The organism is Flavobacterium procerum, from assembly GCF_042431625.1.
Classification (GTDB): Bacteria; Bacteroidota; Bacteroidia; order Flavobacteriales; family Flavobacteriaceae; genus Flavobacterium; species Flavobacterium procerum.
This window is the reverse complement of the sequence record NZ_JBHLYW010000003.1, coordinates 193,991-213,520: the sequence shown is the minus strand read 5'-3', so window position 1 is coordinate 213,520 and position 19,530 is coordinate 193,991. Positions and strand designations below refer to the sequence as shown.

18 protein-coding genes and 1 tRNA gene are annotated in these 19,530 nt (G+C 33.9%); 10 read left to right on the top strand and 9 right to left on the bottom strand.

Going from position 1 to position 19,530, the window contains the following annotated elements; all coding sequences use genetic code 11:
* Positions 1 to 34 precede the first annotated feature (34 nt).
* The 3 genes from ACFFLS_RS03145 to ACFFLS_RS03135 form a co-directional block, all read right to left on the bottom strand.
* The gene (locus tag ACFFLS_RS03145) at positions 35 to 1,516 is read right to left on the bottom strand and encodes a sensor histidine kinase (RefSeq protein ID WP_379689157.1); all 1,482 of its coding nucleotides are present in this window, start codon (positions 1,514 to 1,516) and stop codon (positions 35 to 37) included.
* 183 nt (positions 1,517 to 1,699) lie between these two features.
* Positions 1,700 to 2,596 (bottom strand): site-specific tyrosine recombinase XerD, encoded by an 897-nt coding sequence (gene xerD / locus ACFFLS_RS03140; RefSeq protein WP_379683396.1) that lies wholly within the window; start codon positions 2,594 to 2,596, stop codon positions 1,700 to 1,702.
* Between the two features lie 78 nt (positions 2,597 to 2,674).
* The gene (locus ACFFLS_RS03135) at positions 2,675 to 3,244 is read right to left on the bottom strand and encodes a porin family protein (protein ID WP_379689154.1); all 570 of its coding nucleotides are present in this window, start codon (positions 3,242 to 3,244) and stop codon (positions 2,675 to 2,677) included.
* Between the two features lie 393 nt (positions 3,245 to 3,637).
* Here ACFFLS_RS03135 and ACFFLS_RS03130 point away from each other — a divergent pair, with 393 nt between their 5' ends.
* From ACFFLS_RS03130 to ACFFLS_RS03120, 3 genes are all read left to right on the top strand, one after another.
* Positions 3,638 to 4,198 (top strand): porin family protein, encoded by a 561-nt coding sequence (locus ACFFLS_RS03130; protein WP_379683258.1) that lies wholly within the window; start codon positions 3,638 to 3,640, stop codon positions 4,196 to 4,198.
* A 123-nt stretch (positions 4,199 to 4,321) separates the two neighbouring features.
* Positions 4,322 to 4,735 (top strand): type II 3-dehydroquinate dehydratase, encoded by a 414-nt coding sequence (aroQ, locus tag ACFFLS_RS03125; RefSeq protein WP_379683398.1) that lies wholly within the window; start codon positions 4,322 to 4,324, stop codon positions 4,733 to 4,735.
* A gap of 70 nt (positions 4,736 to 4,805) precedes the next feature.
* Positions 4,806 to 7,295, top strand: a complete 2,490-nt coding sequence (locus tag ACFFLS_RS03120; RefSeq protein ID WP_379683259.1) for a DUF5686 and carboxypeptidase regulatory-like domain-containing protein — start codon at positions 4,806 to 4,808, stop codon at positions 7,293 to 7,295.
* Positions 7,296 to 7,532: 237 nt separating this feature from the next.
* Here ACFFLS_RS03120 and ACFFLS_RS03115 read toward each other — a convergent pair whose 3' ends face one another.
* The 4 genes from ACFFLS_RS03115 to ACFFLS_RS03100 form a co-directional block, all read right to left on the bottom strand.
* Positions 7,533 to 8,411 carry a cation diffusion facilitator family transporter gene (locus ACFFLS_RS03115; RefSeq protein ID WP_379683260.1) on the bottom strand — a complete coding sequence of 293 codons (879 nt, stop codon included), beginning with the start codon at positions 8,409 to 8,411 and terminating at the stop codon, positions 7,533 to 7,535.
* A 150-nt stretch (positions 8,412 to 8,561) separates the two neighbouring features.
* A complete protein-coding gene (gene murA, locus ACFFLS_RS03110; RefSeq protein ID WP_379683261.1) occupies positions 8,562 to 9,875 on the bottom strand; it encodes a UDP-N-acetylglucosamine 1-carboxyvinyltransferase in 1,314 nt (437 codons plus the stop codon).
* Between the two features lie 186 nt (positions 9,876 to 10,061).
* Positions 10,062 to 10,784: a DUF4290 domain-containing protein gene (locus ACFFLS_RS03105; RefSeq protein WP_379683262.1), complete on the bottom strand. Its 723-nt coding sequence runs from the start codon at positions 10,782 to 10,784 to the stop codon at positions 10,062 to 10,064.
* A gap of 3 nt (positions 10,785 to 10,787) precedes the next feature.
* A complete protein-coding gene (locus ACFFLS_RS03100) occupies positions 10,788 to 11,084 on the bottom strand; it encodes a DUF493 family protein (RefSeq protein ID WP_109190434.1) in 297 nt (98 codons plus the stop codon).
* A gap of 262 nt (positions 11,085 to 11,346) precedes the next feature.
* Here ACFFLS_RS03100 and ACFFLS_RS03095 point away from each other — a divergent pair, with 262 nt between their 5' ends.
* The 6 genes from ACFFLS_RS03095 (at position 11,347) to ACFFLS_RS03070 (ending at position 17,486) form a co-directional block, all read left to right on the top strand.
* Positions 11,347 to 12,261, top strand: coding sequence for an alpha/beta hydrolase (locus tag ACFFLS_RS03095; RefSeq protein ID WP_379683263.1), 915 nt, complete (start codon positions 11,347 to 11,349; stop codon positions 12,259 to 12,261).
* A gap of 641 nt (positions 12,262 to 12,902) precedes the next feature.
* Entirely contained in the window at positions 12,903 to 13,436 is a 534-nt protein-coding gene (locus ACFFLS_RS03090; RefSeq protein WP_379683264.1) for an AAA family ATPase, read from the top strand.
* Positions 13,437 to 13,501: 65 nt separating this feature from the next.
* Positions 13,502 to 15,397, top strand: coding sequence for a RecQ family ATP-dependent DNA helicase (locus ACFFLS_RS03085; protein ID WP_379683265.1), 1,896 nt, complete (start codon positions 13,502 to 13,504; stop codon positions 15,395 to 15,397).
* Positions 15,397 to 16,344 (top strand): methionyl-tRNA formyltransferase, encoded by a 948-nt coding sequence (fmt, locus tag ACFFLS_RS03080; protein WP_379683266.1) that lies wholly within the window; start codon positions 15,397 to 15,399, stop codon positions 16,342 to 16,344. The genes ACFFLS_RS03085 and fmt overlap by 1 nt, the downstream gene beginning before the upstream one ends.
* 180 nt (positions 16,345 to 16,524) lie before the next feature.
* A complete protein-coding gene (locus tag ACFFLS_RS03075; RefSeq protein ID WP_008464760.1) occupies positions 16,525 to 16,797 on the top strand; it encodes an HU family DNA-binding protein in 273 nt (90 codons plus the stop codon).
* A gap of 128 nt (positions 16,798 to 16,925) precedes the next feature.
* A complete protein-coding gene (locus ACFFLS_RS03070; protein ID WP_379683267.1) occupies positions 16,926 to 17,486 on the top strand; it encodes a YqgE/AlgH family protein in 561 nt (186 codons plus the stop codon).
* Here the strand turns inward: ACFFLS_RS03070 and ACFFLS_RS03065 are convergent.
* Together ACFFLS_RS03065 and ACFFLS_RS03060 are read right to left on the bottom strand one after the other, a co-directional pair.
* Positions 17,483 to 18,322, bottom strand: a complete 840-nt coding sequence (locus tag ACFFLS_RS03065; protein ID WP_379683268.1) for an aminotransferase class IV — start codon at positions 18,320 to 18,322, stop codon at positions 17,483 to 17,485. The genes ACFFLS_RS03070 and ACFFLS_RS03065 overlap by 4 nt on opposite strands.
* A 54-nt stretch (positions 18,323 to 18,376) precedes the next feature.
* Complete coding sequence (locus ACFFLS_RS03060) at positions 18,377 to 18,769, bottom strand: START-like domain-containing protein (protein WP_379683269.1); 393 nt, start codon at positions 18,767 to 18,769, stop codon at positions 18,377 to 18,379.
* Between the two features lie 152 nt (positions 18,770 to 18,921).
* On the opposite strand from ACFFLS_RS03060, the gene ACFFLS_RS03055 reads away from it, so the two are divergent.
* Positions 18,922 to 18,995: transfer RNA gene (locus ACFFLS_RS03055), tRNA-Met, on the top strand.
* The last annotated feature ends 535 nt before the right edge of the window (positions 18,996 to 19,530 follow it).

Below are 19,530 nucleotides of genomic sequence, written 5' to 3'. Positions count from 1 at the left end.
GACAGCCTTTGTTTTTTTATTTACAATTAACACCTTACACATCATTAAAAACGATTTTAAAACTCGTTCCTACTCCAACTTCACTTTCTACCAAAACAGTTCCTTTCATAGCCTCTATTTGATTTCTTGTTATATACAACCCAATACCGCGAGCTTCTTCGTGTTTATGAAACGTTTTATACATTCCGAACAATAAATCACCATACATTTTCAAATCTATTCCAAGTCCATTATCTGTAATTTTAAGCGACTTAAATCCTTCAGGCTCAATCGCAAAATCAAAAACAATTACCGGATCTCGATCTGGATGTGCATATTTGATGGCATTTGTGGTAAAGTTCAACAAAATACTTTCCATATACGCTGGGTTAAAATTTACTGTCAAATACTTTGGAACGTTATTAACAATTGTCACTTTGCGCTGTTTGTCATATCCTTTGATCGTTGAAATCGTTTTTTCAATATACTCGCACAACAACAATGGGGCAACTACAATATTAATATTGCTCTGCGTTTTTACAATCTGAGTAAGATTAGAGATTGTTTCGTTCAAATCATTAGAAACCGTTCTTAAATGCTCCAGCATTTCGGTTATTGTTTTCTTATCGACATCGGCATCAATAAAATCCAAGATCGACTTTATATTTCCTGCCTGCGTATTAAGATTATGAGAAACAATATGAGAGAAATTCAGCAAACGACTATTTTGGTCGCTGTATAATTTCATTGTTTTTAAGAGTTCGAGCTCTTTTTCTTTTTGAAGCGAAACATCAGTATGTGTACCTATTACACGCAAAGGTTTTCCGCTTTCATCGCGTTTGATTACTTTGCCTCGATCCAAAATCCATTTGTAATTACCGCTCGAAGTCATAACCCGATGATAATTCTCGTAATACGGAACCTTACTGTCAAAATGTTCCTGGATATCAGAATAATATTTTGGAAGATCTTCTGGATGAACAATTTTGTCCCACCGTTCGGGATCGTCAAAAATGTCAGCCGATTCTAATTCTAAAATTTTAAGCGAAAGCGACGAATAAAACACCTTATTTGTTACGATATCCCAATCCCAAACTCCAACTGTAGAAGCCTCAAGCGCAAATTGAAAACGTTCTTCAGAAATACGCAGTTTTTCTTCTTTATCTTTTAAATCTGTAATATCTGAAATATGACCATAGAAACTGACTCTTTTGTCTGGAGACATTTCGGTCTTCGCTGCTACTTTAAACCATCGAAGCCCTTTTTTAGGAAGAGAAGCTCTAAATTCGATTTCCCACGGAATTATCTCTTTTCTTGACCTTACTAAAGATTGAAAAAACTTTTCACGGTCTTGAATAAAAACCCTTTCATAGATAACATACTTAATATCGTCTGTGAATTCTTTGACAGAAAGCTCAAAAATATCGTCGACAGATTTACTCACTAAAGGAAAAGTGTATTGATTATCACTATCAATTACAAATTGAAAAAGCAAATCAGGCATTTCGGCAAACAATTTTCTGTAGAAATTATTCATCTCTAAGCAATCCTCGTTACTGGGCAAATCAAAAACCATATACTGCTATTTAAGTAAATAAAATTTAGACCAATCTTGCAGTTCAAACGCTGAAAAAATTTACTTATTTTGTTCTCTTTGTTCTAAAATTCTATTACCAAGGTATTACTTTTTGATTAAAAAACCACAATTTTAGTAAGAAAATTATTTCCTTGGATGATATGAATGCATCACCTCTTTCAAAAAACTTCGATCCAAATGCACGTATATTTCTGTTGTTGTTATCGACTCATGCCCCAGCATGAGCTGAATCGATCTTAAATCTGCTCCATTCTCCAGTAAATGAGTCGCAAAAGAATGACGAAGCGTATGTGGACTGATCTTTTTTTTAAGCTCAATCTTTACAGCCAAATCTTTGATAATGGTAAAAATCATCGCTCGAGTCAGTTGTCCACCTCGTCTATTCAAGAAAACTGTGTCCTCACAGCCTTTTTTAATATTCAATTTAGTCCTGATTTCTGTTTGATAAATTTCGATATAGCGTTGGGCAAATTTCCCGACTGGAACAAATCGCTCCTTATTTCCTTTTCCTGTAATTTTGACGAAACCTTCTTCAAAAAACAAATCTGAAATCCTTAAAGCAACCAATTCAGAAACCCGAAGTCCGCATCCGTATAGCGTTTCGATTATAGCCCGATTTCTTTCGCCTTCATTAGAACTGAGATCGATTGCCGCAATCAAGGCATCAATTTCTTCAACCGATAATGTATCCGGTAATTTACGACCTGTTTTGGGCGTTTCAATCAATTCCAATGGATTGTCATTGCGATAGTCTTCAAAAACGAGATAATTAAAAAAGCTTTTTAATCCTGAGATAATTCTGGCCTGCGACCTTGCGTTTACTTCTTTTGAAACCGAATAAATAAACTGCTGTACCGTTTCATCTTTAATTTTTACTGGAGAAACATCAATTTGATTGTTTTCTAAAAACAGGCATAAGCGCTCGATATCAAAACTGTAGTTTTCGATCGTATTTTTAGACAAACCTCTCTCGATACGCAGATACGATTGATAATCTTTGATATAATTATTCCATTTCATGCTTGCAAAGTAAAACATTTTCAGGCATAAAAAAACCTTCTCTTAAACAGAGAAGGTTTCAATTATTAGCTCTAAAAATTAGAACTTGTATGCTGCTGTTAAAGCTAAAACATTATTAGTACGTCTACTATCCAAATAATCACCAAAATTATCTTCTTCATAATCGTAATAAGCATCATAAATATTTGAAAGACCAATAGTATAACGAATGCCTACAGAAAAGTTTTTAGTTACATTATAGCCTGCACCTAAATTAAAACCTAAATCCACTGTTTTTTCATCTTCTATATTTTTACTAGAAACTAAAAATCCAATTTGTGGCCCTGCCTCAACAGTAAAAGCATCTGTGATATAGTACTTTGCAACTACCGGAACATTGATATAATCTAAATTAACTGTAAAATTATTACCAGGATAATCAATTTTAGCTCCTTGCGCAGAATACAAAAGTTCTGGCTGAATAAATAATTTTTTCCAAATATTGATTTCAGCAAAACCACCAACTTGAAAACCAACTAACGCATTAGCCCTGTCAGCTCCACCAATTGTTGCAATATTTAATCCTCCTTTTACTCCAAATCTAGTTTCTTGAGCATTTGCAGATGCAAACGCTATTACTGCGATTGCAGCTAAAATAATTCTTTTCATAGTATTTGTTTTCGTTAAATTTTAATTTTCACTATTCAAATATAAAAATATTCTTCTTAAAAATATGCTTTGAATTTAACAAAAAAAACAGTAATAAGAGTATGAATTGTTAAATCGGCATATCCATTACACCTTAATTCAGCAATTATTAAAACAAGTAAAAACTTATTAATTTAATTTCTTTTAGAAAATTCATGAACAAAAAGGAAATACTCAATCGCTTTTAAAAATCAGCTAAAATCAGTAAACAAGCCTATTAAAACACTTTAACTTCTATAAAAATGGGAATTTTAATAATTCGCAAACCTAAAATATAAAACAATAAAATATTGAATAAGTAGTTTTGAATTGTAAATAACATCAATTAAATACCAAACTTTAAAAAACATTTTTATGAAAAAGATACTTTTAGCAGCTGTTCTATTTATTGCTGCATCGACAGCAGTTCAGGCACAGTTTTTACAAATTGGGGTTAAGGGAGGGGTTAACTTCGCGAGCCAAACAGGAGACGCTTATATGCAGGACGTTGCATTTGACAAAGACGGAATTACCAGTTTTCATGCTGGTTTGGTTGCAGAACTTAAACTTTTAGATCGTTTTTCTGTACAACCTGAGCTTTTATACTCAACTCAAGGCGCCACTTATAAAAATGCTGTTCAAGAATTTAAAAATGAATTAGGATACCTTTCAATTCCTGTAATGGCAAAATTTTACCTGACAGATTCTTTCAGCTTAGAAGTTGGACCTCAAGCTTCTTTTTTATTGAGCGAAAAAAATAATTTTGACGTAAAAGACGCTGAAACTTTTGAATTTGGACTTAATGCCGGTTTAGGATTTAAGATTACTAAAAACCTGTTCATCCAAGGTCGTTACGGTTTAGGACTTACAGAAGCATCAAAAAATGCCGATGTAAAAAACTCAACAGTACAGCTTTCTGCAGGATTTCTGTTCTAAAAAATATCACATACTTTTACAAAAACCGTTCTATAAATTGGAGCGGTTTTTTTATTTTTACACTGCTGTGAAATGATTTTATTTGAAATCATTTCACAGCGTTTAATTAAACTTAATCATTTTATGAAAATCTGCATCATCAACGGCCCAAACCTTAATCTTTTAGGGAAAAGAGAACCAGAAGTTTACGGAAGCCAAACTTTTGAGGATTATTTTGAAATCCTTCAAAACAAATTTCCAAACATCGAATTATCCTATTACCAAAGCAATATTGAAGGAGAACTGATTGGAAAAATTCAAGATGTTGGTTTCACATTTGATGGAATTATCCTAAATGCTGGTGCCTACACCCACACCTCTATTGGATTAGGAGATGCAATGAAAGCTGTTACAACGCCGGTTATCGAAGTTCATATTTCGAACACTTATGCACGCGAAAGTTTCAGACACCAATCGTATTTATCTGGAAATGCAAAAGGTGTTATTCTTGGATTCGGCTTAAAAAGCTACGAACTGGCAATTCAGTCTTTTTTATAAAGCGTTATTTAACAAATTATTAATAAGCTCATTTTTGAGTTCTTTTATTTTTGTAGGATAAACCACTCACATGAAAAACATTATTTTATCTGCTCTTTTACTTTTTTCAATCCAAACTTTTGCACAAATAAAAGGAACCGTAACTGACGAAAAAGGTACTCCATTGCCTTTTGTTTCTGTTTTTGAAGAAAACACCTATAGTGGCACCACTTCAAATGAACAAGGACAATATCAGTTGAATGTAAAAGAGGTCGGGAAAAACAGAATCGTTTTTCAATATCTGGGTTTTAAAACTCAAAAACTTACTGTTACTTCAGGTTCAAAAAATGTGATTCTGAATGTAAAAATGGCAGAAGAAAGTTTTGCATTAAACGAAGTGGTTATTGACCCAAAAAACAATCCTGCCAATGCCATCATCAAAAGCGCGATTGCAAACAAAAAAGAAAACTCCGAAAAAACAGCCCGTTTTACTGCCGATTTCTATTCTAAAGGAATTTTAAAAGTGAAAGATCTGCCTAAAAAAATATTAGGTCAAAAAATAGATCTTGGCCCAGACTTATCTTCAAATCTGGATTCTACTGGAACTGGAATTTTATATTTATCTGAAACTCTCTCGAAAGTCTCTTTTCAGAAACCAGACAAATTGAAAGAAACAATTGTCGCTTCTAAAATATCAGGAAACAATAAAGGTTTTAGTTATAATACTGCCTCATTATCAACTTATGATTTTTACGACAATACTTTGGAGTTTGATGTAAATCTTATTTCTCCTATTGCTGGAAATGCTTTTAGTTATTATAAATATAAACTTGAAGGAAGTTTTTATGATGACGACAAACATCAAATTTATAAAATCAAAGTAATCCCAAAACGCGACAAGGAACCTGTTTTTGAAGGATATATTTACATTGTAGACGACAGTTTTGCCATTTATGCTCTGGATTTAGACATAAAAGGATACCGAATGAAAAATGAATTTACAGAAGTAATGAATTTAAAACAAAGCTTCAGCTATAATTCGAAAAACAAAATTTGGTCAAAAAATGCACAGACTCTTTCGTTTAATGCTGGCGGTTTTGGCGTTAAATTTTCGGGACAATTCAACTACATCTATTCAAATTATGATTTTCCGGATTCATTTTCTAAAAAGACTTTTGGAAACGAAATTGTCGCTTTTGATTTGAATGCCAATAAAAAAGACGATGCTTTTTGGAACGAAATCCGTCCGATTCCTTTAACGCTCGAAGAAAGTACAGATTATGCCAGAAAGGACAGCCTGCAAATCATTCGAAAATCAAAAAAATATACCGATTCTATAGATGCTAAAAACAACAAATTTAAAGTTTGGGATATTCTTCGAGGTTATGACTACAAAAACACCTTCAATAAATATTCTTTTAAATATGATGGCTTGTTAAATCTGACTTCGTTAAGTTTTAATACAGTTCAAGGTTTTAACTTAGATTCTGGTTTTTCTTTTAGAAAATGGAATGAGGAGAATGGCAAAACCACATCTTTGAGCACCACTTTTAATTACGGTTTTTCAGATGAGAGACTTCGTGTTACAGGTGATTTCAGCCACCGATTTAACAATATAAATTATGCTACGATTTATGTTTCGGGAGGAACTAAAACAGCTCAGTTTAACGGCGCACAGCCTATTACGAAATTGGTCAATTCGGTAAGTTCTTTGTTTTTTAAAGACAACTATATGAAGTTGTACAATTTGGAATTTGCGCAAATTAATTACGCTCAAGATATTGCAAACGGAATAAACTTAAACGCAAAACTAGCTTACGAGCAACGAAAACCGCTTTTTAACACAACCGATTATTCATTTTTCAAAAAAGATGATGTTTATTCGTCAAATAATCCATTGGCGCCAAATGACTTTACAACAGCTCCTTTTGACGCTCATCATTTGCTTAAGGCCGGTTTAACTGCCCGAATCAATTTTGGAAACAAATACATTTCAAGACCTGACGGAAGATATAATTTTAAAGACGAAAAATACCCAACCATCTTTCTTGCTTTTGAAAAAGCATTTGCCGGAAGTGAGAAAAAATATGAATTTGAGCGAATTGCAGCTGCTGTTCAATATGACTTGAAGCTAAACAATAAAGGCGTTTTAGGAATGAATTTTAAAGCAGGAAAATTCTTTAACGCAGAAAATATCTCATTTATAGACTACAAACATTTCAACGGAAACCAGACACATATTGGCACAAGTTCTAGATATCTAAATGTTTTTAATTTGATGCCTTATTATTCGAACAGCACAAACGACAGTTACTTCGAAATGCATTTAGAGCACAATGACATGGGATATATCACTAATAAAATCCCTCTTCTGAATCTTTTGAAATCAACTATGAATATCGGTTTTCATGCTTTAGCTCTTCCTGACAGAAATCCATATTCTGAATTTACCGTTGGTTTAGACAATCTAGGTTTCGGAAAATTCAAAATATTTAGAGTTGATTATGTGCATTCATACCAAAGCGGCATTCAACAAAACGGGGTTGTTTTTGGGGTTAAGATTTTGAATGTATTAGACTAAGATGCTAAGGTGTTAAGGTGCTGAGATACTAAGTTTTTTTCTTTTACCTCCTAAAACCTTTATATAAACTCAAAAAAACCGCTTAAATTGCAATCTATTAAAGTAGATTGCAATTTAAGCGGTTTTCTTTTTGAAATTTGAAAATCTTTGCGCGGGCTTCGACTTCGCTCAGCCTGACAAAAATTAATGTTATCATAAAACTTAGAATCTTAGCATCTCAGAACCTTAGCATCTTTATTAACAATGATAATCATCCGGTTCAATATGGATTAAAACATGTCCTAACTGCGGGATTTTTTCTTTTAAAGTATCCTGAAGTTTATGTGATAAATCATGACCTTCTTTTACAGAAAGCTGTGCAGAAACAATCGCATGGAGATCTACGTGATAACGCATTCCTGCTTTTCTGATGTAGCATTTTTCAGTTCCTAAAATTCCGTCCACTTTTGAAGCTTCAACTCGAATTTCTTCAACTAAATCGTCATTAAGATTTTCATCCATGATTTCGCCAAGGGCAGGTCTGAAAATTTTATAACTATTGTACAAAATAAAAAATGCTGCAAAAAGCGCTGCCCAGTCGTCTGCTGATTCGTAACCTTTACCCATAATCAAGGCAACTGAAATTCCTACGAAAGCAGCAACAGAAGTTATCGCGTCGCTTCTATGGTGCCAGGCATCTGCAACCAAAGAAGAACTGTTGGTTTGTTTGCTTCTTTTCATTACCACGCGAAAAGAGTATTCTTTCCAAATGATAATTGCACCTAAAACATATAGCGTCCAAGATTTTGGCAAATCGTGCGAGGTGCCAATATTGGCAATACTTTCGTAACCAATAATGGTTGCAGATGTGATTAAGAATCCAACAACCAAAAATGTGATTAAAGGTTCTGCTCGCCCATGTCCATAAGGATGATTTTCATCTGCAGGTTTATTCGAATATTTGATTCCGAACAAAACCAAACAAGACGAGAATATATCTGTCGTTGATTCTATTGCATCTGCAATTAAGGCATAAGAATTGCCAAAAAAACCTGCCAATCCTTTTATTAAGGCCAGGCAGGTGTTTCCTATTATACTAAAAATAGTAGCTTTTACAGCTTTTTGTTCGTTTGTCATTTATGACTATTTATTTTCGCCACGAATTACACAAATTACACGAAGATTAGCTTTGTGTTTAATTTCACTAATTTTTTAAAATTAAATTGGTGTAATTGAATTTCAAAAAATAAAAATTAGTGCAATTCGTGTAGTTCGTGGCTAACTTTTTTAAGCTCTCACGATTTTTGCTCCAATTGCTCTTAAACGCTCGTCGATACGCTCGTATCCACGGTCGATTTGCTCGATATTCTGGATTGTACTTGTTCCTTTTGCAGAAAGCGCCGCAATCAACAATGAGATTCCTGCACGAATATCAGGAGAAGACATTGTAGTTGCTTTTAATTGAGATTCGAAATTATGTCCCATAACCACGGCTCTGTGCGGATCACATAACATGATTTTTGCTCCCATATCGATTAGTTTATCCACAAAGAACAAACGGCTTTCGAACATTTTTTGGTGAATTAAAACATCTCCTTTTGCTTGGGTTGCTACAACTAAAACGATACTTAACAAGTCAGGTGTGAATCCTGGCCAAGGTGCATCGGCAATAGTTAAGATAGAACCGTCGATATCTGTTTTTACTTCGTATCCATCTTTATGAGCCGGAATGTAAATATCATCGTTACGTTTTTCGATAGTAATTCCCAATTTTCTAAAAGTGTTCGGAATCAAACCTAGATTTTCCCAGCTTACATTTTTGATTGTGATTTCGCTTTTTGTCATAGCCGCAAGACCAATCCAAGAACCGATTTCAATCATATCTGGTAAAATTCTGTGCTCGCAACCACCAAGGCTTTCAACACCTTCGATAGTCAATAAGTTAGAACCAACTCCAGTAATTTTGGCTCCCATAGAGTTCAACATTTTACATAACTGCTGTAAGTAAGGCTCACAAGCGGCATTGTAAACTGTAGTCGTTCCTTTTGCCAGAACCGCAGCCATTACAATATTTGCAGTTCCAGTTACAGAGGCTTCGTCAAGAAGCATATCTGTTCCTTGAAGTCCTCCTTCTGGAGATTCTACTCCGTAAAAATGATCTTCTCTGTTATATCTGAATTTTGCTCCAAGGTTAATAAAACCTTCAAAGTGGGTATCTAATCTACGACGGCCAATTTTATCTCCTCCCGGTTTTGGAATATATCCTTTTCCGAAACGAGCCAAAAGCGGTCCAACAATCATAATAGAACCACGAAGCGCTCCACCTTCTTTTTTGAAAGCTTCTGTTTCTAAATAACCAACATTAACCTCATCTGCCTGAAAAGTAATTGATCCAGGTTCGTTGCGTTGAATTTTCACACCTAAATTCCCCAATAAAGTGATTAATTTATTGATGTCTATAATATCAGGAATGTTATTAATTTTTACTTTCTCTCCTGTCAGCAGCACGGCACATAAAATTTGTAATGCCTCATTTTTTGCTCCTTGTGGAGTGATTTCTCCTTTTAAAGGAGTTCCTCCTTCGATTTTAAAAATTCCCATAGATTTCTTTTAGGTTCTTTCAAAGTTTCCAAGATTCTGAGGTTCTAAGATTCTAAGTAAAAAAACTTAGCATTTTAGAAACTTAGTGTCTAAGTAGCTTTTTTTTATTTTTGATTATTGTTTGTTTTAGTTTCTAAGTTTTTGAGACTCTAGGATTCTAAGTAAAAAACTTAGTTCCTTACAAGCTTACTTCTGATTGTTTTTTTGAAATGTCTTTTTTTGACCGCTTTTATTATTATTGTTCTTGTTATTCTGCGTTTTCGTTGGTCCGCTTTGAGCTGTTTTGTTTGACATACGCTTATTCGTACGCATTAAATCCGTTGTGTTGAGCAACTCTTCAGTACTGTGCAGTAGGTTTATTTTTCCTCCTGACAGTTCGTACAAATGCTCAAAAATCACATCGTCTTTTACGGTGTCTTTGTTCCAGCTTAGGAAAGACTTTTTCATATGGTTGGCAATTACCATTATCAAAGCATTTTTCATTTCGCCTTCTTCCCATTTATTGGCAACATCAATCATATATTTGATGTTATTGCCATAAAATCTGTATTTCGGAAAGTTCTGTGGATATTGCAAAACATCTGGTTTCAACTCCAAAACTTCTCTCGACGGAATTGGATATGGAGATTCAACATTCAACTTAAAATCAGACATGATAAAAAGCTGATCCCAAAGCTTGTGCTGAAAATCTGGGACGTCACGCAAATGCGGATTCAGACTTCCCATAACCTGAATGATGTATTTTGCAGCTTTGTTGCGCGTTTCATCGTCTTCGATTGCAGTAGCTTGATCAATCAATTTTTGCAAATGACGACCATACTCCGGAATAATTAATCGTTGTCTTTCAGAATTGTATTCTAAATTATAAACAACGTCGCTCGCGGCTTCTCTTTTATATTTTTCGATCATAAGTTATAATGAAACTATACCTTCAATTGTAGAAACTTCTTTGTATTTACTAATCACATCGTCTGAGCTGTGCATCGTAACATCTATAGAAACACTGGTAAATTTACCTGTTTTAGATTTTGTTGTTTTGATAACCGCTCCCATTCGATCAAAAGCTTTTTCAACACGCTCAACATTGTCAGCAACAGAAGGCACAATAAATTTATATAAATATTCTGCTGGCCAAGTGTTTGCGTTATCTAGCTCTAATTTTAATCTTTCGTAAAATTCGGCGGTATTTTTTTCGTTATCGTTCTCCATTCGTAATTAAAAATAAACGCAAATATACGGTTTTGATTTTAGACTTTTTATATTTTTTCTTTCGAAAAAAGGTTCAAAGCTACAAAGTTACAAAGGTGCAGAGAAAAAAGCTTTAGAAGATTATTTCTTTGTAAATTTTACGTTTATATTTGAGAAAATAATCTGCTGAAATCTCTCGCAAAGTCGCAGAATCGCAAGGAGATTTCTTTAAGTTTAAAAACTTTGCGTCTTAGCGCCTTTGCGAGATTAAAAACGTACTATAATGAAAAAAATCGTCTTCTTACTTTTTACATTTCTCACTTTTCACAACAGCAATGCACAAGAAGTCAAAACCTTAACTTATTTCCAAAACGACACTTTAAAACTGGATTTAGATTTGTACTTGCCAAAGAAGAAAGCAGGACAGAAAACCCCGTTGATTATGTTTGCTTTTGGAGGAGGATTCTCTGGAGGAGAACGAACTAGCGAAAAAGATTTTGCTTTATTTATGGCCGAAAACGGTTATGCTGTTGCCAGCATTTCATACAGCTTATACATGAAAGACAAAGATTTTGGATGTGGCGGTATTTTGAAAGAAAAGATAAAAGCCATTCAGATTGGGGTAAGCGATATGTGGATGGCAACTGGATATTTAATCAAAAACGCCGCAAAATACAATCTTAATACTTCAAAAATATTCATTTCTGGAATTAGTGCGGGTGCCGAAATTGGTTTTCAGGCCTCTTTTTGGAATTATTCTAAAATGAATCTGTATCAAAACAATCTACCGCAAAATTTAAAATATGCTGGTTTTATCGGAGGTTCTGGAGCTCTTATTGACACCAAACTTATTACAAAGACAAATGCTATTCCGATGTTGTTAGCACATGGAAGCAAAGACGCTACAGTTCCGTATGGAAAAGGCTCTCACCGTTCTTGTCCCGAAAATGCCTCCGGCTTTCTAATTCTTTATGGCTCGCAGGCCGTTTACAATCATATGTTGGGACTGCAAAAAGACATTCAATTGATTACCTTTTGTGGCGGCGGACATGAATTTTCGGGCTACTTGTTTCATGAAGGCAAAAAACAGGTTTTAGAATTCGTAAGCAATGTCATGAAAGGCAAAAAATTTGAATCGAGCATAATTGTAGCTTCAGACAAAACTGCTTTGTCTGGAAAATATTTATTTTGCGAATAAATACAGAAACAAATGAAAAGCATCTCTTTCACCTCTACATTATTATTGCATTTTCTAATATTATTATTTTTCAAACTTTTAGACAATTTCAATTTAATTATTTTAATTTTCTTCATATCGTCAGCAATAGGATTTGCAATTAAATCGCTGTCAAAAAATAAAACCTTAAAAAATTTTGGCTGGGGACTTTTTTATGGCTCACTTACGCCATTACTTTCTGCAATAATTTTCATAATTTGGTTGGGCTATAATCTCTCAAAATAAATAGTGCAGAATTAGCTCCAGCGGAGCAAAATATTTATAACAAATTCAATTTCATGCCATAAAAAAATCCAGCGGAGCGATATAAACTATTCAAACATATATCGCTCCGCTGGAGCTTTTGATTCATAACGTCAATTGTTTCTATTAATATGCCGTCCCGTTGGGACTATATAATTTTCGAATCTTTAACAAAACCATGCCTCTCCTCTAGCCCTGATGGGAACGAAAATCCTTTTGCTTTTTCCTTTAAAAAGCAAAAGATTGCAGTGGACAGCAGGAACCGATGTCAGCAAAAAATGCCAAATCTTTCGCTTCAGATAAATATTCTTTTTAATTACGAATAAGTTTCGGTAAATTTGCGCTTTATTTTTAGAATAGTGCAAAAAGAAATCATAGTCCTGCTTGGCGGTCCTGGTACAGGAAAATCTACACTTATAAACGAATTAGTCGCTCGTGGCTATTGCTGTTATCCCGAAATTTCCAGAGAAGTTACACTCGAAGCTCAAAAGAGAGGCATCGAGCAATTGTTTTTAGAACAGCCTTTATTGTTTAGCGAAATGTTGCTTGAAGGTCGTATTCAGCAATTTAAAAGTGCTCTTGAGGAACCTGATAATGTAGTTTTTATTGATCGCGGTATTCCCGATGTTGTCGCTTATATGGACTATATTGGTGATGAATATCCAGAAGATTTTACAAAAGCTTGCGAGGACTATAAGTATTCTAAAACTTTTATTTTACCGCCTTGGGAAGAAATTTATCAGAGCGATACGGAACGTTATGAAAATTTTGAGCAGGCATTGGAAATTCAGAAACATCTTATCGAAACTTACAAGAAATACGGATATGATTTAATTGAGGTTCCGAAAGATACGGTTGAAAACAGAATTCTTTATATCTTAGACAAAATTTAGCAGCCGGTTTTAAAGTTGCAAAACTAGAAACTGATTTCTAAATTTTTAACTTTAAAACTTACGCCATGCTTAATGCACAGGATATTCTTCTAAAATACTGGAAACACGACAGTTTTAGACCGTTGCAGAAAGAAATTATCGATTCTGTTTTGGAAGGACAGGATACTTTTGCGGTGCTTCCGACAGGCGGCGGAAAATCGATCTGTTTTCAGGTTCCTGCCATGATGCAGGAAGGTATTTGCTTGGTTATTTCGCCTTTGATCGCTTTGATGAAAGACCAAGTGATGAATCTGCAAAAAAGAGACATTAAAGCCATTGCGCTTACCGGCGGAATTCATACCGAAGAAATCATAGACCTTTTGGACAATTGCCAATATGGCAATTACAAATTTCTTTATCTATCACCGGAACGTTTACAATCGGACTGGATTTTGGAACGCATCAAAAATCTTCCTATAAATTTAATTGCTATTGATGAGGCGCATTGTGTTTCGCAGTGGGGTCACGATTTTAGGCCGGCTTATCTTAAAATTTCAGAATTAAAAAAATACTTTCCTAAAATCCCTTTTCTAGCGCTGACTGCTACGGCAACTCCGAGAGTTATTGAAGATATCAGAACGCAATTAGAGTTGAAAAACCCGATACATTTTCAGCAATCTTTTGAGCGCAAAAACATTGCTTACATGGTTTTTGAAGTCGAAGACAAACTGTATCGTGTGGAACAAATTCTGAAAAAAAATCCGCAACCTTCTATTATTTATGTCAGAAATCGTAAATCGTGCCTTAACACGTCTTCGCAACTGCAGTCGCTAGGTTTTACATCAACTTATTATCATGGAGGCCTTTCGGCGAAAGAAAAAGACAAAAACATGCAGCTTTGGATGTCGGAACAAGCGCAGGTGATTGTGGCAACAAACGCGTTTGGAATGGGAATCGACAAAGGAAACGTAAAAACGGTTATTCATACGCAGCTTCCTGAAAATTTAGAAAACTATTATCAAGAATCTGGAAGAGCGGGACGAAATGGCGCCAAATCTTTTTCGGTATTGCTTTATAATAATTCAGACACCATTCAGACAGAACAACAGTTTTTAAACATTCTTCCCGATAAGAAATTCCTAAAGACGGTTTACAATAAACTTTGCAATTATTTTCAGATTGCGTATGGAGAAGGTTTAGACGAATCTTTCTCCTTTAAAATGAATCATTTTTGTAATAAATATGATTTTCCGACACTCAAAACGTATAATGCATTGCAGTTTTTGAATCAGCAAGGGATTATTACAATGTCTCAAGAATTTTCAGAAAAAATCAATATTCAGTTTATAATTGAGTCTAAAGAAGTAATTCGATACATGAGCCTTAATCCGAACGATGAAGAAATATTGCTAGCCATCCTAAGAACCTATCCCGGAATTCACGAAGTAAAAGCAAATCTGAATCTGGGATTAATAGCAAAAAAATCAAATCGCACCGAAGAACAGATCATTGCGCTTTTAGAGAAATTGAAGGAAAAAGAAATAATAGAATACAAATCTAAAAATAACGACGCTACTATTTTGTTTAATGAAGTCCGCGAAGACGACCACACCATAAACAGAGTTTCGAAATATTTAGAAAAACAAAATCTGGTAAAAAAAGAACAGCTTTTATCTGTTTTGCATTACACAAAAGACAACAAAACCTGTAAAAATAGGCTAGTTTTGGATTATTTTGGAGAAGAAACCAGCGAAAACTGCGGCATCTGCTCTTATTGCATTACCCAAAAGGGAAAAATTACTGAAGCCGATTCGATTGCAGATAAGATTTTATCTTTGCTCAAAACAGCGTCTTTGAATTCGAGAGAAATTCAGAATCAAATAAAGATGGATGCCGAAGATATTATTTCGGTACTTCAGGAACTACTCGAAAACAATCATATTATCATACAAGCGAATAATAAATACACTTTAAAATCATAATGGAGAAATTGAGAATTATATTTATGGGAACTCCAGAGTTTGCCGTTGGCATTTTGGACACCATTATTAAAAACAACTATGACGTTGTCGGCGTGATTACTGCTGCAGACAAACCAGCAGGACGTGGACAAAAAATAAAATATTCGGCTGTAAAAGAATATGCTCTTGAAAACAACCTTACTTTATTACAGCCAACCAATTTAAAAGACGAAAATTTCTTAGCAGAATTAAAAGCTTTAAACGCTAATTTACAAATCGTAGTGGCTTTTAGAATGTTGCCAAAAGTAGTTTGGGAAATGCCAAGCTTAGGAACTTTTAATCTTCATGCATCTTTATTGCCAAATTATCGAGGCGCTGCTCCAATTAACTGGGCTATTATTAATGGAGAAACCAAAACTGGTGTTACTACTTTTTTTATTGATGATAAAATCGATACTGGCGCCATGATTTTAAACTCTGAAATCACAATTGAAACAGAAGAAACCGCAGGACAACTACACGATCGTTTGATGGATTTAGGGAGTGGGACTGTAATTGACACTTTAAAAGTTATTGAAGCCGGAAATGTGACAACAACAATTCAGGAAGACAACGATGATATTAAAACAGCTTATAAACTCAATAAAGAAAACTGTAAAATAGACTGGACAAAATCTGGAAAAGAAATCACTAATCTGATTCGAGGTTTGAGTCCGTATCCAGCGTCTTGGTGTTTTTTGAAGGATCAAAATGAAGAATTGAACATTAAAATATACGATGCAAAACTGATTTATGAGCAGCATTCTTATGAAGCTGGAAAACTACTGAGCAATAAAAAAGAAATCAAGATTGCAATAAAAGATGGTTTTGTTCAGTTATTAAGTCTACAATTTCCAGGAAAAAAGAGAATGCTTGCTTCTGAATTATTAAATGGAGTAAGCTTTTCTGACATTGCAAAAGTCTATTAACATCAGTAATACAGGGGTTTCTACCTAGGTTTCATCGATGAATGGATTGTTTTATGAACAAAAAAAGCAAGTTATTAACAATTTTTGCTAAAATTAAACAAAAGACTTGCACGCAACGGATTTCCTACTAAATTTGTGTATTAACAATTTTTTTTAACCAACAATTAATAACTAATTATTATGAACAAATCAGAATTAATCGATGCTATCGCTGCTGATGCAGGAATTACAAAAGCCGCAGCGAAATTAGCTTTAGAGTCATTTTTAGGTAATGTAGGGACAACTTTGAAAAAAGGTGGAAGAGTTTCTTTAGTAGGTTTCGGATCATGGTCTGTATCATCTAGAGCCGCTAGAGATGGAAGAAATCCTCAAACAGGAAAAACTATTAAGATCGCAGCTAAAAACGTTGTAAAATTCAAAGCTGGAGCTGAATTAGAAGGTGCAGTGAACTAAGTAAGAAAGTTCTCTAAACTTATAATATAATTAAAACCCTCCTTTTGGAGGGTTTTTTTGTACGCTTTGACGATTTTTTTTATGATTTTAATTTTTTTATGATTAAATTTAATAAAAATTGTAACCGTATGATTTCAGAAAAATTAAAAAAAGGACACCTGCTTATTGCTGAGCCTTCAATAATTGGAGATTTATCATTCAACAGATCGGTAATTTTATTAGCAGACCATAACAAAGAAGGATCAATAGGTTTTATTATCAACAAGCCATTAAAATACACCATTAATGACTTAATACCAGAAATTGATGCCAATTTTAAGATATATAACGGAGGACCTGTAGAACAAGACAATCTTTATTTTATTCACAATATCCCAGAACTGATTCCCAACAGCGTTGAGATTTCGAACGGAATTTATTGGGGAGGCGATTTTGAATCTACTAAAGACCTCATAAACGATGGGTCTATTAGTAAAAACAATATTCGTTTTTTCTTGGGATATACCGGCTGGGACGAAAATCAGCTCGAGAATGAAATGCAAGGAAACTCTTGGATTATTGCAGACAATAGTTATAAAAACAAAATTATAGGAAAATCGACCACTCATTTCTGGAAAGAACAGATTATTGAGCTTGGTGGCGATTACCTTATTTGGTCTAATGCGCCTGAAAATCCATATCTGAATTAATTTTCAGTTATGGATTCGTTCAGTTTTTGCACTAATAAATGAGCTAGATTACTTGTAAACTCCTTTTTCCTGTATTTTGTTATGGGCTGGATACCCATGATTACATTTGTTAGAAATAATTCGTCTGCCTTTTGAAGATCAAAGGGTGAAATTATTTCTTCAGCTATTTCTATGCCTTCTATTTTCTTAGCGGTGGCTAAAATCTGCTTGCGCATGATTCCGTTTAAACATCCTTCAGAAACTGGTGGTGTAACCAGTTTTTTACCGCTCAGCATAAAGATATTTCCTTGAAGTCCTTCAACAATATTTTTAGAATCATTGAGCAAAAGACAATTAGCCAGACCGTTCTCATGCGCAAAAATGCTTCCGGTAACATTAATCATTTTATTAGTCGTTTTAATAGACGACAACAATTGTTTGGTTACATAGAAGTCTTTATATAAATCTACTTCGTATTCTGACTTATTTATTTCGTACAAGCTATTTTCTTGAGCCGAAGCAGTAATTAAAAATGAAACTTCATTTGTCTTTGGAAGATATAAACCACCATCATTTCTAAAAACAGTAATTCTTGCCCTTGCAGAAATAGCTAAATTACTCTCATTGATTAATTTCAGTATTTGCTCTTCGAGATACTCCATCGTAAAATTCATTGGAATTTCCATTCTTACGACACGCATAGAAGCCATTAATCTAAAATAATGGTCTTCAAGATATAAAATCTTGCTGTTAACAATTTTTACTGTTTCAAAAACACCGTCTCCAAATAAAAAAGCACGATTTTGCGTAAGTATATTATCCTCGCCAGAAGTAATGTTTCCGTTAAAATTAATCATAAAAAAACCCTGAATTTTGTTCAGGGCAAATATAAGGATAAAATAGAGGTTTAACTAAACTGATCCGATAAGATGTTTAAGGTCTGAGATTTGATTCTCCCACAGCTGTTTAGCCTCTCCTAATTCTTCTTTTTCGGCAAAATCAACTACCATAAGCGATACATCTTTGGTTAATTCATCAACCAAAATGTGCAACTCAAAAAAATAGTCAGTGTCTTTACTGCTTTCGTCTACCCATTTAAATTTTACTTTCTCTCCCGATTTTTTGGAGGCCAATCTTGCTTTTTCTTGTGAATCATTCCAGATAAATGTAAAAAACTCTCCTCTAGAATTAACATTGTCAGCAAACCATTCTGATAAACCTGACGGAGTTGATATATATTGATACAATAATTGCGGCGAAGAATTGATCGGAAACTCTATTTCGTAACGTATTTTTGAATCCATGTGCTACTTTTAATTTTTTCGAAATATAAGAATATATGACCAAAAACAATGCGTTTTTAAAAATATTTTTTTTTCTTTCTTTTTTGCTTGTTCGCTTTAATATTATTTCTATATTTGCACCCGCAATCAGGAACACTTTCGGTTGCAGTCCAGGCGAGGTAGCTCAGTTGGTTAGAGCGCAGGATTCATAACCCTGAGGTCACGGGTTCAACTCCCGTCCTCGCTACAAAAGGCAAAACCCTTAAACATCAAATGTTTAAGGGTTTTTTAGTTAATTCTTGTATTTAAATAATAAAAAACACAACCGCCTTAAGTTCATTTAGCGAAGAGTTAGAAAAAAAGAAGAGAAAATATTTCCAAAAAAAATAATCAAATCGATGGAATTTCAACTGGTTTTGATGAACTTGATAACTTCACAATGGGGTTTGAAGCTGATAATCTAATTTTAAAAGAAGGAGTCATTGGTATGGCGAAAACTTATTTTTTATTGAGTTTTTGAGAAAAAACATGATGCTGTTTTCTTTTCGCTACATATGAATAAACAGAAAGTGCTTTCAAAAATTTTAAGTCAAGAAAAGACTATATCTGTCAACATTTTCAACTCTTTGAATATAAACAAAATATAAAGTTGCCACTTATTATTTAAATAATTCCACTTCAATCACAGCCTTAAACATCTAAGAAACTTTATCATATCTCCCACCCAACTTTATCAATCTGCCAGAATTGTTTTTTACATCACAACCTAAAATCAGGTAGTT

Excerpts from the sequence above, each read along its gene's own strand:
- ACFFLS_RS03145 (WP_379689157.1), bottom strand. The coding sequence starts at position 1,516 with ATGAATAATTTCTACAGAAAATTGTTTGCCGAAATGCCTGATTTGCTT.
- xerD (WP_379683396.1), bottom strand. The coding sequence starts at position 2,596 with ATGAAATGGAATAATTATATCAAAGATTATCAATCGTATCTGCGTATC.
- ACFFLS_RS03135 (WP_379689154.1), bottom strand. The coding sequence starts at position 3,244 with ATGAAAAGAATTATTTTAGCTGCAATCGCAGTAATAGCGTTTGCATCT.
- ACFFLS_RS03130 (WP_379683258.1), top strand. The coding sequence starts at position 3,638 with ATGAAAAAGATACTTTTAGCAGCTGTTCTATTTATTGCTGCATCGACA.
- aroQ (WP_379683398.1), top strand. The coding sequence starts at position 4,322 with ATGAAAATCTGCATCATCAACGGCCCAAACCTTAATCTTTTAGGGAAA.
- ACFFLS_RS03120 (WP_379683259.1), top strand. The coding sequence starts at position 4,806 with ATGAAAAACATTATTTTATCTGCTCTTTTACTTTTTTCAATCCAAACT.
- ACFFLS_RS03115 (WP_379683260.1), bottom strand. The coding sequence starts at position 8,411 with ATGACAAACGAACAAAAAGCTGTAAAAGCTACTATTTTTAGTATAATA.
- murA (WP_379683261.1), bottom strand. The coding sequence starts at position 9,875 with ATGGGAATTTTTAAAATCGAAGGAGGAACTCCTTTAAAAGGAGAAATC.
- ACFFLS_RS03105 (WP_379683262.1), bottom strand. The coding sequence starts at position 10,784 with ATGATCGAAAAATATAAAAGAGAAGCCGCGAGCGACGTTGTTTATAAT.
- ACFFLS_RS03100 (WP_109190434.1), bottom strand. The coding sequence starts at position 11,084 with ATGGAGAACGATAACGAAAAAAATACCGCCGAATTTTACGAAAGATTA.
- ACFFLS_RS03095 (WP_379683263.1), top strand. The coding sequence starts at position 11,347 with ATGAAAAAAATCGTCTTCTTACTTTTTACATTTCTCACTTTTCACAAC.
- ACFFLS_RS03085 (WP_379683265.1), top strand. The coding sequence starts at position 13,502 with ATGCTTAATGCACAGGATATTCTTCTAAAATACTGGAAACACGACAGT.
- fmt (WP_379683266.1), top strand. The coding sequence starts at position 15,397 with ATGGAGAAATTGAGAATTATATTTATGGGAACTCCAGAGTTTGCCGTT.
- ACFFLS_RS03075 (WP_008464760.1), top strand. The coding sequence starts at position 16,525 with ATGAACAAATCAGAATTAATCGATGCTATCGCTGCTGATGCAGGAATT.
- ACFFLS_RS03070 (WP_379683267.1), top strand. The coding sequence starts at position 16,926 with ATGATTTCAGAAAAATTAAAAAAAGGACACCTGCTTATTGCTGAGCCT.
- ACFFLS_RS03065 (WP_379683268.1), bottom strand. The coding sequence starts at position 18,322 with ATGATTAATTTTAACGGAAACATTACTTCTGGCGAGGATAATATACTT.
- ACFFLS_RS03060 (WP_379683269.1), bottom strand. The coding sequence starts at position 18,769 with ATGGATTCAAAAATACGTTACGAAATAGAGTTTCCGATCAATTCTTCG.